The sequence below is a fragment of the Sphaerotilus uruguayifluvii genome, assembly GCF_013294065.1.
Taxonomy (GTDB): Bacteria; Pseudomonadota; Gammaproteobacteria; order Burkholderiales; family Burkholderiaceae_C; genus Sphaerotilus; species Sphaerotilus uruguayifluvii.
Genome location: NZ_JABSNM010000016.1, coordinates 21059 through 36080, shown reverse-complemented (window position 1 = coordinate 36080; position 15022 = coordinate 21059). Strand labels below are relative to the sequence as shown.

General features: G+C 70.8%; 16 protein-coding genes. 3 read left to right on the top strand and 13 right to left on the bottom strand.

Translation table 11 applies throughout. The annotated features are described in order from the left end of the window. Positions 1-3 precede the first annotated feature (3 nt). Positions 4-951, bottom strand: coding sequence for an AAA family ATPase (locus HNQ01_RS16270; protein WP_173806478.1), 948 nt, complete (start codon positions 949-951; stop codon positions 4-6). Between the two features lie 77 nt (positions 952-1028). Between HNQ01_RS16270 and HNQ01_RS16265 the strand changes: the two genes are divergently transcribed. After that, a complete protein-coding gene (locus HNQ01_RS16265) occupies positions 1029-1967 on the top strand; it encodes a histone deacetylase family protein (protein ID WP_173806477.1) in 939 nt (312 codons plus the stop codon). A 16-nt stretch (positions 1968-1983) separates the two neighbouring features. Here HNQ01_RS16265 and HNQ01_RS16260 read toward each other — a convergent pair whose 3' ends face one another. From HNQ01_RS16260 to HNQ01_RS16230, 7 genes are read right to left on the bottom strand one after another with little or no spacing between them, the layout of a single operon-like run. Next, a complete protein-coding gene (locus tag HNQ01_RS16260) occupies positions 1984-2643 on the bottom strand; it encodes an energy transducer TonB (RefSeq protein WP_173806476.1) in 660 nt (219 codons plus the stop codon). Further along, positions 2625-6095 carry a pilus assembly protein gene (locus tag HNQ01_RS16255; protein WP_173806475.1) on the bottom strand — a complete coding sequence of 1157 codons (3471 nt, stop codon included), beginning with the start codon at positions 6093-6095 and terminating at the stop codon, positions 2625-2627. Before HNQ01_RS16255 ends, HNQ01_RS16260 begins: the two co-directional genes overlap by 19 nt. 8 nt (positions 6096-6103) lie before the next feature. Beyond that, positions 6104-6772, bottom strand: a complete 669-nt coding sequence (locus tag HNQ01_RS16250; RefSeq protein WP_173806474.1) for a pilus assembly PilX family protein — start codon at positions 6770-6772, stop codon at positions 6104-6106. 39 nt (positions 6773-6811) lie between these two features. Further along, entirely contained in the window at positions 6812-8011 is a 1200-nt protein-coding gene (locus tag HNQ01_RS16245; protein WP_286180901.1) for a PilW family protein, read from the bottom strand. A 31-nt stretch (positions 8012-8042) separates the two neighbouring features. Continuing rightward, positions 8043-8498 carry a type IV pilus modification PilV family protein gene (locus tag HNQ01_RS16240; protein ID WP_173806472.1) on the bottom strand — a complete coding sequence of 152 codons (456 nt, stop codon included), beginning with the start codon at positions 8496-8498 and terminating at the stop codon, positions 8043-8045. Beyond that, positions 8495-9127 (bottom strand): GspH/FimT family pseudopilin, encoded by a 633-nt coding sequence (locus HNQ01_RS16235; protein ID WP_173806471.1) that lies wholly within the window; start codon positions 9125-9127, stop codon positions 8495-8497. The genes HNQ01_RS16240 and HNQ01_RS16235 overlap by 4 nt, the downstream gene beginning before the upstream one ends. Then, positions 9121-9606: a type IV pilin protein gene (locus HNQ01_RS16230; RefSeq protein WP_173806470.1), complete on the bottom strand. Its 486-nt coding sequence runs from the start codon at positions 9604-9606 to the stop codon at positions 9121-9123. Before HNQ01_RS16230 ends, HNQ01_RS16235 begins: the two co-directional genes overlap by 7 nt. A gap of 216 nt (positions 9607-9822) precedes the next feature. Here HNQ01_RS16230 and ettA point away from each other — a divergent pair, with 216 nt between their 5' ends. Together ettA and HNQ01_RS16220 are read left to right on the top strand one after the other, a co-directional pair. After that, entirely contained in the window at positions 9823-11487 is a 1665-nt protein-coding gene (gene ettA, locus HNQ01_RS16225; protein WP_173806469.1) for an energy-dependent translational throttle protein EttA, read from the top strand. A gap of 95 nt (positions 11488-11582) precedes the next feature. Beyond that, positions 11583-11921: a P-II family nitrogen regulator gene (locus HNQ01_RS16220; RefSeq protein WP_173806540.1), complete on the top strand. Its 339-nt coding sequence runs from the start codon at positions 11583-11585 to the stop codon at positions 11919-11921. A gap of 3 nt (positions 11922-11924) precedes the next feature. Here HNQ01_RS16220 and HNQ01_RS16215 read toward each other — a convergent pair whose 3' ends face one another. The 5 genes from HNQ01_RS16215 to HNQ01_RS16195 form a co-directional block, all read right to left on the bottom strand. After that, positions 11925-12308, bottom strand: coding sequence for a diacylglycerol kinase (locus tag HNQ01_RS16215; RefSeq protein ID WP_173806468.1), 384 nt, complete (start codon positions 12306-12308; stop codon positions 11925-11927). Between the two features lie 37 nt (positions 12309-12345). Continuing rightward, positions 12346-12906, bottom strand: coding sequence for an RDD family protein (locus HNQ01_RS16210; protein ID WP_173806467.1), 561 nt, complete (start codon positions 12904-12906; stop codon positions 12346-12348). Positions 12907-12977: 71 nt separating this feature from the next. Then, positions 12978-13817 carry a DUF3106 domain-containing protein gene (locus tag HNQ01_RS16205; RefSeq protein WP_173806466.1) on the bottom strand — a complete coding sequence of 280 codons (840 nt, stop codon included), beginning with the start codon at positions 13815-13817 and terminating at the stop codon, positions 12978-12980. Beyond that, positions 13814-14353, bottom strand: coding sequence for a DUF3619 family protein (locus tag HNQ01_RS16200; protein ID WP_173806465.1), 540 nt, complete (start codon positions 14351-14353; stop codon positions 13814-13816). Before HNQ01_RS16200 ends, HNQ01_RS16205 begins: the two co-directional genes overlap by 4 nt. Next, positions 14350-14919: an RNA polymerase sigma factor gene (locus HNQ01_RS16195; protein WP_173806539.1), complete on the bottom strand. Its 570-nt coding sequence runs from the start codon at positions 14917-14919 to the stop codon at positions 14350-14352. The genes HNQ01_RS16200 and HNQ01_RS16195 overlap by 4 nt, the downstream gene beginning before the upstream one ends. Positions 14920-15022 lie beyond the last annotated feature (103 nt).

Here is a 15022-nt window from a genome sequence, read left to right as displayed (position 1 = left end):
CGCTCAGGCCAGTCCGACCGCGTCGACCATCGCGCGCACCTGGGCGGCCGGGCCGCGGCCCGATCCGGGCAGCGGCTGCAGCCGGTGCGCCAGCACCGGCACCGCCAGCGCCTGCAGGTCCTCCGGCATCACATGGTCGCGCCCGGCCAGCAGCGCACGCGCGCGCGCCGCACGCAGCAGGCCCAGCGCGGCGCGCGGCGAGATGCCCTGCACGAACCAGCGTCCGTCGCGGGTCGCAGCGATCAGCGCCTGCAGGTAGTCGAGCAGGGCCGGCGCGGCATGGACCTGCAGCACCGCGGCCTGCGCCGCCTGCAGCTCCGCCGGCGTCATCGCCGCCTCCAGCCCGCGCACCGCCGCGCGCCGGTCGCGGCCCTCGAGCAGCGCGCGCTCGGCCGCCGGGTCGGGATAGCCCAGCGTCAGGCACATCAGGAAGCGGTCGAGCTGGCTCTCGGGCAGCGGGTGCGTGCCGAGCTGCTCCGACGGGTTCTGCGTCGCGATGACGAAGAAGGGCGCCGGCAGCGCCAGCGTCTGGCCGTCGACGCTGACCTGATGCTCCTCCATCGCCTCGAGCAGCGCGCTCTGCGTGCGCGGCCCGGTCCGGTTGATCTCGTCGGCCAGCAGGACCTGGGTGAAGATCGGGCCTTGATGAAAGACAAAGCTCTCGCGGTTTCGCTCGTAGACACTGACCCCGATCAGGTCGCTGGGTGTCAGGTCCGCGGTGAACTGGACGCGCGCGAAGCGCAGGCCGACGGAGGCGGCCAGCGCGTGCGCCAGCGTCGTCTTGCCGACACCCGGGACATCCTCGATGAGCAGGTGCCCGCCCGCGAGCAGGCAGGCGACACTGTCGAGGATCTGCGCCGGCTTGCCCGCCACCACCGAGCCGATCCGGTCGACCAGCTGCGCCAGAAGCCGTGAAAGGGGTGTCAGCTGGGCGTGATGTGGGCTTGTCATCATCATCGAACCATACCTGAAGCCAGAGGGACAACGCACGGGAAAAGGACCCCCGCATTCCCGTGCGAGACAACATCATGAGCACCGCCTTCTACACGCACTCCGACTGCCGCGGCCACGACATGGGCCCCGGCCACCCCGAATGTCCGCAGCGCCTCGACGCGATCGAGGACCATCTGCTGGCCACCGGGCTGGACATCGCGCTGCATCGCCCCGACGAGGTGCCGCTCGGCCGCCACGAGGACCTGATGCTGGCGCACAGCGAGCGCTACCTGATCGAGCTCGACGAGTTCCTGCGCCAGGCGGTCGAGACCGGCGAGCACCGCGCGATCGACCCCGACACCAGCGTCTGCCCCGGCACCCGCCAGGCGATGCTGCGCTCGGTGGGCGCGGCGATCGCCGCCACCGACGCCGTCATCGACGGCACCTATGCCAACGCCTTCTGCGCGATCCGTCCGCCCGGCCACCACGCGACCCGCTCCGAGGCGATGGGCTTCTGCTTCTACAACAACATCGCGATCGCGGCGCGCCATGCGCTGGACGTGCGCGGGCTGGAGCGGGTGGCGATCATCGACTTCGACGTGCACCACGGCAACGGCACCGAGGACATCGTCGCCGGCGACGACCGCATCCTGATGGCGAGCTTCTTCCAGGACCAGATCTACCCGTACAGCGGTGGCGTGCCGCTGGGCGACAACATGGTCAACGTGCCGGTGCCTGCCTACACCCGCGGCATGGAGGTGCGCGAGCTGATCGACCTGCACTGGATGCCGCGGCTGGAGGCCTTCCGCCCGCAGATGATCTTCATCTCCGCCGGCTTCGACGCGCACCGCGAGGACGACCTGGGCCAGCTCGGCCTGGTCGAGGCCGACTACGGCTGGATCACCCAGCGCCTGGTCGACCTGGCCGAGCGCCACGCCAAGGGGCGCATCGTCTCCTGCCTGGAGGGCGGCTACGTGCTGAGCTCGCTGGCGCGCAGCGTCGCGGCGCACCTGCGGGTGCTGGCCGGGGTCTGAGCGGCCCGGACGCGTTTCAGTCGTCCCGGAACTCCACCTCGACCCGCAGCCGGCTGCGCACCGCGCGCCCGCCGAGCTCGCCCGGCTCGAAGCGGCCGGCGAGAAAGGCCTGGCGCGCGCTGTCCTCGAGCACCGGCGGCAGCGTGCCGGCCTCGTCCGGCTCCAGCCGCACCCGCAGCACCTGGCCGGTCTCGTCGACGAACAGCGTCATGACCGCGCGGAAGCGGCCATGCGGTGCCAGCTCCGGCCAGGGCAGGTCGATCGACGCGCTGGCCCGGGCGCGCCGGTCGAGCTGCTCGGGCGCGAGAAAGTCGCCCAGTCCGTCTTCGCTCTCGCTCTCGCCCTCGTTCGGGGCGGCCGGGTCGTCGGATGGCCCGTCCACCGGCGGGCCCGCCGCGGTCGGTGCCGTCGGCAGATCCCAGGCCGGCATCGTCGTGCCCGCTCTGCCCGTGCGGGCTCGCGCGGGCTCGCGGCCGGCCCGATCGTCCGGCGGCCGCGGTGGCTGCGCCTGCGGCGCCGTGATGGCCTCGGTCAGCGTGCGCACCCGCATCGCTGGCGGACGGCCCGCGCCTTCCTGGGGCCGTGCCGCCGGCGGGGCCGCCAGCAGCGCCGCATGCAGCAGCAGCGACAGCAGCACGCTGGCCGCCGCTGCCGGCTTCAGTCGAGTTCCCGCCATGCGGTGCGTCGAGCCTGGGTCGACTTCTCCGGCTTGCGCCCGCCGCCTGCAGCCAGCGACAGCGCCTCGTTGCGCTGCGTCGTGACCACGCTGACATTGCCCTTGCTGTCGACGGTGCGGCCGATGCCCACCAGCAGCGAGTCGTAGGTCAGCGTCTTGGCCGCCAGCGCGCCGTTGCCGACCTTGAACTGGTAGAGGTAGGACTTGCCGCCGCTGCTGCACGGGTCGCTGCTGGGCACCGACGAGGCGTAGGCGATCACGCCGTCGCCCAGCGGCACGCCGTCGAGCACGATGCGCTCGCCCGTGGACAGCGGCAGGTCGAGGTCGACATACCAGCCGTTCTGCGTCGTCCAGTCGACCGCGTTGACCGGGTCGATCGTGCGATCGGCCTTCAGCGTCTGCTTGACCAGGTGCGAGGCGGTGTCGCGCAGCGCGGCCTGGCTGGCGCCGCTGCCGCCGATGCCGCTGGCCTGCAGCGCGTCCTTGACCGCGTAGACGCTCTGCACGCCGGTGGTCGAGAGGTCGCCGATGTTGACGAGCCGGCCGGTGCCGAAGGTGACGATCGCGGTCTTGATGCCGCTGCCGGCGGTGATCTCGGTCAGCAGCGGCATGTCGACGATCGGCTGCGCATTGCCTGCCGCGTCGAGCGCGCGGCCCAGGCGCACCGCCTCGGTGCCGGAGGGCTCGACCCGGTCGTCCGGGTCGAAGCGCCACAGGCTGCCCTGCATGTCGCCGGCGTAGTAGCGCAGCGCGGTGTTGTCGGTCTCGCTGGCGACCCAGGCGTTGAGCCGGCCGAGATTGTTCGGGGCGGCCGCGCTGCCCGCGGGGGTCGCCACCGTGCTCAGCAGGGCGCCGCTGACCGCGTCGACCACGTAGAGCCGGCCGATGCCGTCGCCGACATTGTTCGTGCCGGAGGTGAAGGCGACCGTCCAGCGTCCCTGCGCATTCTTCGCGATGACCGGGTTGCCGAAGGTCAGGCCGAGGTTGCCGTTGCTGAACTCCCACAGCAGCTTCGGGTTCAGCGGCGAGGTCACGTCGAGCGCGTAGTAGTAGCGCCCGCCGGCCCCCATGCCGCCGACCAGGATGGTGCGCCACTGCCGGGTCGTGCTGTCGTAGACGTCGCCGATGACCGGCGTGGCGTCGAGAATGTTGCGGTGGTTGCTGTCGTAGCCCGCGTCGGCCAGGCGCCACAGGTGCGGCATCACGCCGCGCGGCACGAAGGCCCAGGCCTCCTCGCCGCCGGTGCTGTCGCTGGTGTTCTCGCCGACGCGGAAGGCGTGCAGCATGCCGTCGTTGGCCGCGGCGTAGACCATCTTCAGCCGCGTCTTCTGGGCGGCGGCGAAGGTGCTGTAGTCGGCGTCGGCGTAGCTGAAGGGCGCCCGGGCCAGGTACACCGGCGAGGCGTTGACGAAGTCGCCCAGCACCGAGGTGCGGCTGCGGAAGACCTGGTTGTCGAGGGTTTTCTGGCTCAGCGACAGCGAGGTGTCGCCACGCAGGAAGCTCACCAGATTGGTGCCTGTGACCTTGGCCTTGGCTGCGGTGCTGAGCGTGCTGCACTGCGACAGGCTCGAGACGGTGGCGCTGCAGGCGATGTCGAAGTCGCCGTTCAGGCCGGAGGCCTGCAGGTTGGCATAGGTCAGCTCGGCCAGCGTGCCGCCGGTCGTGCCGAACAGGATGCGGCGCGTCGACGCATCGCGCGCATCGAGCTTCTTGCGTGCGCTCCAGATCTCCTTGTCGGGGCCGGTGTCGGGAGCGATCAGCGCACCGGTGACCGGGTCGGTGGTGAAGCGGAAGGCGCGGATGTCGCCGTACCAGCTCGGCGCGCTGCTGAAGCTGGGCAGGAAGATCCAGTCGTCGCCGCTCACCGGCGTCAGCGAGCTGGTCGAGGCCGCGGAGCCGGAGCCGCTGTCCTTGCTGATCTCGCTGAGCATCGTCGTGATCGCCTCGGCCAGCGACTCCGGGTTGCTGGCCGAGAAGTACTGGCCGTGGCCGTTGACCGCGGCGTGCCAGAGGTCGTCGATGTGGGTGGCGTCGCCGTAGGAGCTGGGGTCCTTCGTGCCGGTCGGCACCGGCCACTGCTTGCGCCCGGCGACGATGTCGGCGTAGTCGCCGCTGCTCTGCGTCAGGTAGTTGCGGTCGTAGGTCAGCGTGCCGCGCACGCCCAGGCCGACCGTGAAGGTCCGCAGGTGCTGGTGGGTGGCGCGGTCGCGCTCGGTCGCGGCGACATTGTCGGCCATGTCGGGGCGCAGGTCGGTGGCCCAGTAGTACTGGGCGACATCGGCCAGCGAGTTGCTGTCGCCGCCGGCGTCGGTGCCGGTGCTGTCCTTGTAGGGGGTCTTGAGCGTGCCATCCTGGTTGTCCACCAGGGTGCTGCTGTTCAGCTGCAGCGGCCGGTAGATGCCGGTCTCGTAGCCGGGCTCGCTCGGGATGCCGACGTTCCAGTAGCCGTCGGTCGACAGCAGCGCGTAGTTGCGCTGGCACGAGTACTGCATCGGATCGACGGTCTGGCCCGGCCAGGTCTTGGCGAAGTAGCGTCCGACCTTGGAGAGCGCGCCGCGCAGCGGCGTGTAGCCGTCGACCGTCTCGGCGGCATAGAGCAGGCGGTAGAAGTCGCTGCGCTGCGTGCCGGTGCCCGAGCCGGCCTTGTCGAGGAAGTCCGAGACGTTCAGGAAGCTCGGGCTGGTGACGGTGCCGTCGCTGATCAGCGTGATGCCGACGCGGTAGTTCTCGCCGATGTAGCGGAAGGAGCGGCCGACGGCGCTGCGCATCGTCAGCTTGCGGCTGCGGTAGTAGGTGTACCAGTTGGCGTACTTCTGCCGCAGCGCCACGGCGGTGGCGGAGGTGTCGCTGGCGCTGAGCGTCACCTTGGTGAACCGGCCCGCCTTGACGGCATCGCCGGCCGTCTGCATGCATTCCTTGTAGAAGGTGGTCGAGGTGTCGACCTCGCCGTAGCTGCGGTAGGTCCAGGACATCGCCGCCGGCGAGCCGGCGTAGGGCACGTAGACGTAGTAGCTGCGGCCGTCGAGGCTGGTGGTGGGCGAGCCGGTGCGGAAGCCGTCGTTCGGTGCGGCGGTGAAGCTCGCGTTGGGATAGGTGTTGCCGGCGGCATCGACCGGGGGCGCATAGTCCAGCGTCGGGTCGAAGGCCACGCCGTTGCACTGCGACGACCAGTAGCCGACATAGAACTCGTCGGTGGCCCAGTCCTTCGTGAAGCCGACCTCGTCGGGCATGAACTCGTAGTTCATCGAGCCCGAGTCGTCGAGGATGAACATGATGTTGGGCTTGACCCGCAGCGAGGTCGCGTTCAGCGGCGCCTGGGCCACGTCGATGACCTGGGCATGCAGGGTCGGCAGGCCCAGCGCCAGCGCGGTCAGCAGCGGCAGGGCCGCCACCGGCGGGCGGGCGGGGGGCGAGGCGGGTGCCGGACGGGAAGGGCTGGGGCGTCGGGACATGGCGGTTCTCAGAAGTGCACCAGCGTCTCGGTGAGGCTGACGGTGTTGCGTGCGCCCTCGGCGCGCACGATGACGCGGTAGTACTCGGTCACGACGGTCGTGCCGATGCGGCCGCTGTTCTTGGTGTCGAGCTGGTTGCGCTCGCCCGAGATCGTGCTGTTGGAGCCGGGCGGGCGCGGGCACAGCACCGTGCCGGAGGTGCTGCTGCCGATGTCGCTGCACAGCCGCACGATCAGGTAGCGCGCGCGGATGCCGTTGCCCAGGTCGATCGCGTCCTTCAGCGCCGGCACGCAGGTCCTGGGTGTCGGGCCGGGCTGCGAGCTGCAGCCGTCGCGGTTCCAGTCGATCGCCGCGCGGGTCGCCGACTTCGAGCTCGAGACCGGATCGAGGCCGTCGACCATCGCGGCCATGTAGCCGAGGTCGGGCTGGCTGGCATCGAGCGAGCTGGTGCTGGCCGAGACCTGGCTCTGCATCCACTCGACGGCCTTCTGCGTGGCGCGGTCGGCCGCCATCAGCGTGTCCTGCTTGAAGCCGAGGTTGCCCAGGATGTTGACGCCGGTGTCGACCGAGCGGATCAGCGCGACCGCGGCCAGCGACAGCGCCACGACGGTGATCATCGCGAACACCAGCGAGGCGCCATGCTGCGTTCTGCGGATCGGGAGGGGAGCTCTGTTCATCGGGAGGGGTCCTCGGCTGCTGGGGGCCGGCCGGCGGGATCAGGAGGCGGCCTGCCAGAGCAGGTTGCGCAGCGGGATCACGGTCTCGAAGACCTTGTAGCGGTAGTTGCGCCAGCCGCTGCCGACGACCTGGTCGACGCGCAGCGTCTCGGCGGTCGAGCCGTCCGGGTGCCAGACCGGCAGGTCCGGCGTGACCGGCTGCTCGGCGGCGCGGTCGGGCCGGCGCTCGTCCTGCACGCTGCGGGTCACGACCGCCACCCGCACCGCGATGACCTGGCGCCAGCCCGCGGCGGTGGTCGGCGAGGTCGCGGTCCACTGGTCGACGATCTGGTCGGCGCCGGTGGTGTCCAGGCCGTAGACCGCCTGCAGCTGCACCACCTGCGGGTGCAGGTCCTCGGCCTTGTCCTTCGCGGTGGCGCTGTCGAGGCTGATCTGGCGCAGGTTCAGCGGCACCAGCGGCGCGCCGGGCGCGTCGCAGTCGCCGCCGCGGCCGCTGATGCAGAAGGTGCGCCGCGTCAGCGAGCCCAGGTTCAGCAGCAGGCTGCCCGAGGCGTAGGCGATGTCGGTGCTGGTCGCGCCGGGAAAGACCGGCTCGCCCGACAGGTCCTGGTTCCACGGGCCGGTCGTGCCGGTCGCGTGGGCCAGCGTGGTGGCGTCGGCGGCCGGCGTCTCGCTGAGGTTGAAGACGCTGCACCAGGTGCTCTCCTCGCTGGCGAGCGCCTTCGGGTCGGGCGTGGGGACCGGCACGGCCAGCATCAGGCTGCCCTGCTTCAGCCCGAGCGGGGCGCCGCTGCCGACCTTGAACACGCTGGCGCCGCGGGCATGGTCGCTCGTGGTGCGGATCGGCACCGCGAAGTCGCCGGGACGGCTCATCAGCACGCCGATGCTGTCGGGCGCGCCGTTGGCGCCATCGGTGATGACGACGGGCGCCAGCGTGAAGCGCAGCACCGCGCCGGCGGCCATGCCGCTGTGGCGCGCGCGCACCGGGCAGCCGATCGCGCCGCCCTCGGCCAGGCCGTAGCCGCTGGTCTGGATGTCGCGCTGGATCGCCATCAGCGCCAGCGCGCCGCTGGCCTGGGCGTCGGCGCCGGAGGTGATCGTGCGCTTGCGCCCCTCGTAGAGGATCGCCACCTGGCTGATCACGAGCACGGCCAGCAGGCCGATGACCATGCCGATCATCAGCTCGATCAGCGTGACGCCGCGCTGCGACGACGCCATGGGACGGGAGGACTCGGTCATGCCGGACATGCTCTGAAGGCGCGCGCCGGGCTCAGGAGGCCGGGTTCGCGCTGATGACGGTGGTGGTGCTGAACTGGTGGTCGGCGTTCTCGCCGGGCGTGCGCCAGAAGACGGTCACGGTGACCTCGCTGACCGCGTAGGCCGACTGCACGCTGGTGTCGGTGACCTTGTCGACGACGCTGACGGTGGCGCGGCCTGCCGGCAGCGTGCTGCCGACACGCGTGCTCCAGGCCTGGCAGGGCGCGTGCGCGTCGCAGCTGTTGAACAGCTTGAGCTGCGTGCGGTCGCTCCACATCATGCCGATCAGGTCGGTGGCCAGGTAGGCGGCGTCGGCGCGGTACTTCGCGCCGGTGCTGGCGCGCGTCATCGAGGCCTGCAGACCCACCAGGCCGAGCACCGCCAGCGAGAAGATCAGCAGCGCGATCAGCGCCTCGATCAGCGCGAAGCCGCGGACCGGGCGGAGGGCGGGGCGGCGGGCGGTCTTCATGTCGGGATGCAGGTGCGGGGGTCGTCGCGGTCGGTGACCGCCGGATCGCAGGTGCGCACGGTGCCGCCGGTGCCGACCATGACGCGCAGCGTGTGCGTGGTGTCGCTGCGCGGATGGCGCACGACGATGCAGCGCATCGGCTCCGGATCGTCGTTCATCCGGCCGTAGCCGTTGAAGCTGACCTGGGTCGCGCCGGTGGAGTTCGAGCAGCTCGCGTCGTAGACGCCGACGACGACGCTGGGCGAGCCGTCGCCGCTCGCGTGCTTGTCGAGCAGGCGCGGCTTGTCTTCCTTGACGCCGCCGACGCCGGCGGGACGGTCGCAGGCGCCCGACGGATCCTCCAGGCTCACCACCCACGAGGCCGATCGCGGCGAGAGCTGGCAGTCGGCGTCGAGCGTGCCGGCGCTGGTGCTGGAGACCAGCGAGAACATCACGGGCTGGTTGCGCTTGACCGCCTCGCTGCGGGCCTTGGACAGGCCGCTGGCGATCGACTCGGCCGCGTTGCGGATCTCCAGGTTCATCAGCCATTCGCGCACCAGCGGAATGGCCCCGACCAGCAGCACGCCCGCCACCGCGAGCGTGACCATCAGCTCGATCAGCGTGAAGCCGTGCCGGCGTCGGTTCAGCATTCCGTGCCCTTCTTCAGCCAGCAGGACTTGCTGACGGTCGCGCCCTTGAACATCGTCGTGCGCTGCGCGCCCGACTGGTCGGTCTCGTAGACATGGCCGTAGGAAGCCTGGCCGCTCACGCCGGTGGCCACGAGCCTGTAGCTCTGGCCGTCCGCGCCGACCGTGCAGCTGTAGCCGAACTTCAGGCTCGAGCCCTTGTCGGGCAGGTTGCCGGCCGAGGGCACCGCCTGCGTCTTGCTGGCGCAGGCACCGCTGCCGTAGTTGCGGTTGTCCTGGTAGTACTGCTCCATCGCCACCCGGTCGTTCGACAGGAATGTGAAGGCCTCGGGCAGCGCGCTGCGGCGCATGTAGTCGTTGTAGGAGGGCAGTGCCACCGAGGCGAGGATGCCGATGATGGCCACCACCACCATCACCTCGATCAGCGTGAAGCCCCGGGTCGGGTGCGGGCGGCGGGCACGGGCGGAAGTCGGGCGGGACATGGAGGGTCGCGAGGCGGTCGGGCGATCGCGCAAAAATGAAACGATGGCGGGATGCTAGGGCGCCGGCGTGCCGTCGTCACCGCCCGGCCTTGCCGCTGGTCGGCTGCAGCCTGCCGTCCGTCGGACGGTGCGTTCGGCCGCGAGTGCGGCGACAATACCGGATTCAGCGCGGGGATTCCCCGCACCCATCGCCCCAGGCTCTTTTCCGCACACCCCATGGCCCAATACGTTTTCACCATGAACCGCGTCGGCAAGATCGTGCCGCCGAAGCGGCAGATCCTGAAGGACGTGTCGCTGTCCTTCTTCCCCGGCGCCAAGATCGGCGTGCTCGGCCTGAACGGCTCGGGCAAGTCGACGCTGCTGAAGATCATGGCCGGCCTCGACAAGGACATCGAGGGCGAAGCCGTGCCGATGCCGGGCCTGAAGATCGGATACCTGCCGCAGGAGCCGCAGCTCGATCCGGGCCAGACGGTGCGCGAGGCGGTCGAGCAGGGCATCGGTGGCGTGATGGCGGCCAAGGCCCGCCTGGATCAGGTCTACGCCGAATACGCCGACGAGAACGCCGACTTCGACAAGCTCGCCGCCGAGCAGGCTGAGCTGGAGGCCATCATCGCCGCCGCCGGCAGCGAGAACACCGACCTGCAGCTGGAGATCGCCGCCGACGCGCTGCGCCTGCCGGCGTGGGACGCGCTGATCGGCCCGCTGTCGGGCGGCGAGAAGCGCCGCGTCGCGCTGTGCCGCCTGCTGCTGTCCAAGCCCGACATGCTGCTGCTCGACGAACCCACCAACCACCTGGACGCCGAATCGGTCGAGTGGCTGGAGCATTTCCTGCAGCGCTTCTCCGGCACCGTGGTGGCCATCACCCACGATCGCTACTTCCTCGACAACGCCGCCGAGTGGATCCTGGAACTCGACCGCGGCCAGGGCTACCCGTACAAGGGCAACTACTCCGACTGGCTCGAAGGCAAGGAAAAGCGCCTGGAGCAGGAGCAGAAGACCGAGGATGCCCGCGCCAAGGCCATGAAGCAGGAACTGGAGTGGGTGCGCAAGAACGCCAAGGGCCGCCAGGCCAAGAGCAAGGCGCGTCTGGCCCGCTTCGAGGAACTGAGCGACGTCGACTACCAGCGCCGCAACGAGACCAACGAGATCTTCATCCCGGTGGCCGATCGCCTGGGCAACGAGGTGATCGAGTTCAAGAACGTCTCCAAGAGCTTCGGCGACCGCGTCCTGATCGAGAACCTGTCGTTCAAGGTGCCGGCCGGCGCCATCGTCGGCATCATCGGCCCGAACGGCGCCGGCAAGTCGACGCTGTTCCGCCTGATCCAGGGCGTCGAGGCGCCGGATGCGGGCGAGGTCGCCATCGGCAAGACCGCCAAGCTGGCCTTCGTCGACCAGAGCCGCCAGAGCCTGGACGACAGCAAGACCGTCTGGGAAGACGTCTCGGGCGGTCTGGACAACATCGTCGTGGGCAAGTTCGTCATGCCCAGCCGCGCCTACATCGGCCGCTTCAACTTCAAGGGCAACGACCAGCAGAAGCTGGTGGGCAGCCTCTCCGGCGGTGAGCGCGGACGCCTCCACCTGGCCAAGACCCTGGCCCAGGGCGGCAACGTGCTGATGCTGGACGAACCGTCGAACGACCTGGACGTCGAGACCCTGCGCGCGCTGGAGGAGGCCCTGCTGGAGTTCGCCGGCTCGGCCATGATCATCTCCCACGACCGCTGGTTCCTGGACCGCATCTGCACCCACATCCTGGCGGCGGAGGGCGACTCGCAGTGGTTCTTCTTCGACGGCAACTACCAGGAGTACGAGGCCGACAAGAAGCGCCGCCTGGGCGAAGAAGGCGCCCGCCCGAAGCGCTTCCGCTACAAGGCCCTGAAGTGAGGTGACGCCCGGGCGGCCTGCCGGCAGGCGGCCGCCCGCGGTGCTACATTGATCCGAACCCTGATCCGTCCCGTTTGCCGGAGACCGCCATGACCATGAAACAGATCACCGCCATCATCAAGCCGTTCAAGCTCGAGGAGGTCCGCGAGGCCCTCGCCGAGGTCGGCGTCACCGGCCTGACCGTCACCGAAGTCAAGGGCTTCGGCCGCCAGAAGGGCCACACCGAGCTCTACCGCGGCGCCGAGTACGTCGTCGACTTCCTGCCCAAGGTCAAGGTCGAGATCGTCGTGAAGGGCGCGGACGTCGAGCGCTGCCTCGAGGCCATCGTCAAGGCCGCGCACACCGGCAAAATCGGCGACGGCAAGATCTTCGTGACGCCGGTCGAGCAGGTCATCCGCATCCGCACCGGCGAGACCGACGAGAACGCGGTCTGATCTTCAGCCGCCGGCCAGGCGGCTCCACAGCGCGGCGGCCCAGATGCCGCCGCACAGCGCCAGCGCCAGGAAGACCGCGGCGCTGCCGTAGTCCTTGGCGCGCTTGGCCAGCTCGTGAAGATCGAAGGAGATGCGGTCGACGGTCGCCTCGACCGCCGAGTTCAGCAGCTCGACGATCATCACCATCACCACGCTGCCGGCCAGCAGCGCCACCTCCACCCAGGTCCGTCCCAGCCAGAAGGCCAGCGGCAGCAGCAGCGCGGCCAGCCAGAGCTCCTGGCGGAACGCGCTCTCGTGCCGGTAGGCGCCGCTCAGGCCCTGCAGCGAATAGCCCGCGGCGTGTCGGATTCGATCGAGGCCGGTGCGGCCCTTGTGCGGATTGTCCATTCCGTGACGTGGATCGGAGAGGTGAGGCGGGGCCGCTTCAGCGGCGCTTGCGCGGCGCGGGACGCCAGGTGACCAGCCGGGTCTGGCAGAGCCGGTCGTGCAGGAACTGCCGGTCCGGCAGCACCCAGGTCAGCAGCGCATAGCCGGCCATGCCGGCCAGCAGCGCGCCCGAGAGCGCGCCCTTGTCATGCAGCCCCAGCTTCCAGGCGGCCAGCAGCGCCGGCAGGAACCACAGCCAGGCCAGCAGGTAGCGCGCGACCGCCTGCGGCAGGCTCGGCGAGCGGCCGTCCAGCCGCACCAGCCGCACATGCCAGGTCTTCATCGCCAGCGTCTGCCCGCCGCGCACCCAGCACCAGCAGAAGTACAGGCCCAGCAGCAGGAACAGGAAGATCTGGAACTCCAGCCGGCCCTGCAGCGCATTCGTCTGGCCGGTCGCGACCCCGTAGGCGATGCCGCCGATCATCAGCACGCCGAACAGCAGCACGCTCTCGTAGAGCATGGCCGCGATGCGCCGCTGCAGCGGCGGCGTCGGCTGCAGCGAGGGGTCGGCATCGTCGGGGGTGTAGGGCAGGGCGGACGGGGCAGTCGTGGCGGCCATCTCAGGCGGGGGCGGCATTCATCGGGGCCGCCATGTTAACGCCTGCGATGCGAGGGCCTCGGAGGCGGGCTTCAGGGCTCGCTGCCCGAGGCAGGCGTCGCCGCGGGCGCGGCGGCAGCCCCAGGTGCTGCCGCTGCGTCCTGGGCGACGGCGGCGGGCGACAGCGTCGGCGACGGCACGGGCGTGCCCTGCGGGCCGCGCGAGGGCAGCAGCGTCGTGCTGTCGACGAAGCCGGGGGTCGCGGCGATCTTGGGCAGGCCGACGGGCTGGTGGCGCGGCGGCATCGGCGCGGAGCGGCCGATCGGCCGGGTGCTGGCGCCGGGGCCGGCCTGGACCGTGCCGAGCGCGACCGGCTGCGGCTGTGTCCGGACCGGCGAGCCCGAGACGATGTTGTTCTTGGGCTGCGGCGTGTCGGTCGCCGGCGTCCGGCGCACCGCGGCGGGCACCGGTCCGGCCGGTGCGGGCCGGCTGGCGGCCTGCTCGCTGAGCGCGCGGCGCTGTTCCTCGGGCAGCTGCTGCCAGGCCTGCCAGCGGGCCTGGCGCTCCGAGGCCGGGATCTGGCGCGCTTCCTCGAAGTTCAGCCGTGCGGCATTGCGCTGGACCGGCGTCATCGCGGCCCATTCGGTCATGCGCGAGCGCAGCCGCTCGCGCTGCTCGGGCGTCAGCTTCGGATGGAGCGCGGCGATGTCGCGCCATTTCTGGCGACGCGTCGGTTCGATGTCGCTCCACTGCGCGCGCAGCGGCTGCAGCACCGCCTGTTCGGCCGGGCTGAGCTGCTGCCAGGTCAGCCCGCCGCCCGGACTGGCCGAGGCCGCCGTCTGCGCGCCGGCCGGCAGGCCGAGGCTCAGCGCCGACGCCAGCACGAGGCTGGCCGCGGTCCGCCGGGACGGTGCGGGACGCGAAGGGGTCATGGCTGCTGGGCGATCTCTGCGGAGGGGGTCGGCGCCGGCTCGGCGGTGGCCACGGCCGGCAGCTTCAGGAATTCGTGGAAGCCCGCGTCGGCATAGGCCGAGGGCGGCACGTCGTCGCCGAGCAGTTCGGCGTCGATCTGCGCGATCGAGGCGATCGACTCCATGTCGCGCCATTCGCCGATGCCGAACAGGCCTGCCACCAGCGCCAGCGTCGGCAGCAGCCAGCCCAGACGGCCCCACCAGGGCGACTCGTCGCCGCTGCCCAGCCGGCCCTGCATCAGCGCGGCGCTGCCCGACGCGCCGATCGAGACCGGCATCACCACCGGGGCCTCGGCCTGCACCGGCGCGCGCGCCGGGGCGGGACGGCGCGCCTGCGCGACCGCCTGCTGGCGCGCCACGCGCAGCCGCTCGCCGATGTCGTGCGGCACCTGCTGCGCGCCGGTCTCCAGGCGCGCGGCCAGTCGCAGCGCGAAACGGGCTTCCAGGGCCTCGGCATTGGCCGGCCTGGGCGGACGGGAGGGGGGGGCGGTGTTCACAGTGAGATTCCCTTGGCTTGCAGTGCCTTCGCCAGTGCATGCACGGCGCGCGAGCAGTGAGTCTTGACGCTGCCTTCCGAGCAGCCCATGGCCACCGCGGTCTCGGCAACATCCATTTCCTCCCAGTAACGCATAAGGAAGGCTTCACGTTGACGCGCCGGCAGCCTGGCGATTTCCTCCTCGATCAATTGCAAGGTCTGTACCCGCGCGACTGCCGCGTCGGCCGATTCCGCATCGGTGCCGGCGCTGTCCTGGGTCGACAGGTGCTCGAGCAGGTCGAAGTCGTCGTCGGACTCGGACGACTCGAACTCCGAGAAGTTGCGCATCACCGCGTTGCGCACCTTCTGGTGGCGGAACCAGTCCATCGTCGCGTTGCTGAGGATGCGCTGGAACAGCAGCGGCAGCTCCGCCGCCGGGCGGTCGCCATAGCGCTGCGCGAGCCGGATCATCGCGTCCTGCACGATGTCGAGCGCCGCGTCCTCGTCGCGCACCGCATAGACGGTGCGCTTGAAGGCGCGCTTCTCGATGTTCTGCAGGAAGTCGGAGAGCTCTTGTTCGGTGGCCAAGGGGTGGGGCCGCGCCCGGGCGGGCGGCATCGGTCCGGAAGTGGGGCGGCGCGGATTATGTCATCGCCGTCGCTGCCCTCCGATGAGGGCATGTGCGGGCGGC

Coding starts and splice junctions, on each gene's coding strand:
- HNQ01_RS16210 (WP_173806467.1), bottom strand. CDS start 12,906: ATGGCCGCCACGACTGCCCCGTCCGCCCTGCCCTACACCCCCGACGAT.
- ettA (WP_173806469.1), top strand. CDS start 9,823: ATGGCCCAATACGTTTTCACCATGAACCGCGTCGGCAAGATCGTGCCG.
- HNQ01_RS16265 (WP_173806477.1), top strand. CDS start 1,029: ATGAGCACCGCCTTCTACACGCACTCCGACTGCCGCGGCCACGACATG.
- HNQ01_RS16240 (WP_173806472.1), bottom strand. CDS start 8,498: ATGAAGACCGCCCGCCGCCCCGCCCTCCGCCCGGTCCGCGGCTTCGCG.
- HNQ01_RS16260 (WP_173806476.1), bottom strand. CDS start 2,643: ATGGCGGGAACTCGACTGAAGCCGGCAGCGGCGGCCAGCGTGCTGCTG.
- HNQ01_RS16215 (WP_173806468.1), bottom strand. CDS start 12,308: ATGGACAATCCGCACAAGGGCCGCACCGGCCTCGATCGAATCCGACAC.
- HNQ01_RS16255 (WP_173806475.1), bottom strand. CDS start 6,095: ATGTCCCGACGCCCCAGCCCTTCCCGTCCGGCACCCGCCTCGCCCCCC.
- HNQ01_RS16245 (WP_286180901.1), bottom strand. CDS start 8,011: ATGACCGAGTCCTCCCGTCCCATGGCGTCGTCGCAGCGCGGCGTCACG.
- HNQ01_RS16250 (WP_173806474.1), bottom strand. CDS start 6,772: ATGAACAGAGCTCCCCTCCCGATCCGCAGAACGCAGCATGGCGCCTCG.
- HNQ01_RS16270 (WP_173806478.1), bottom strand. CDS start 951: ATGACAAGCCCACATCACGCCCAGCTGACACCCCTTTCACGGCTTCTG.
- HNQ01_RS16220 (WP_173806540.1), top strand. CDS start 11,583: ATGAAACAGATCACCGCCATCATCAAGCCGTTCAAGCTCGAGGAGGTC.
- HNQ01_RS16230 (WP_173806470.1), bottom strand. CDS start 9,606: ATGTCCCGCCCGACTTCCGCCCGTGCCCGCCGCCCGCACCCGACCCGG.
- HNQ01_RS16235 (WP_173806471.1), bottom strand. CDS start 9,127: ATGCTGAACCGACGCCGGCACGGCTTCACGCTGATCGAGCTGATGGTC.
- HNQ01_RS16205 (WP_173806466.1), bottom strand. CDS start 13,817: ATGACCCCTTCGCGTCCCGCACCGTCCCGGCGGACCGCGGCCAGCCTC.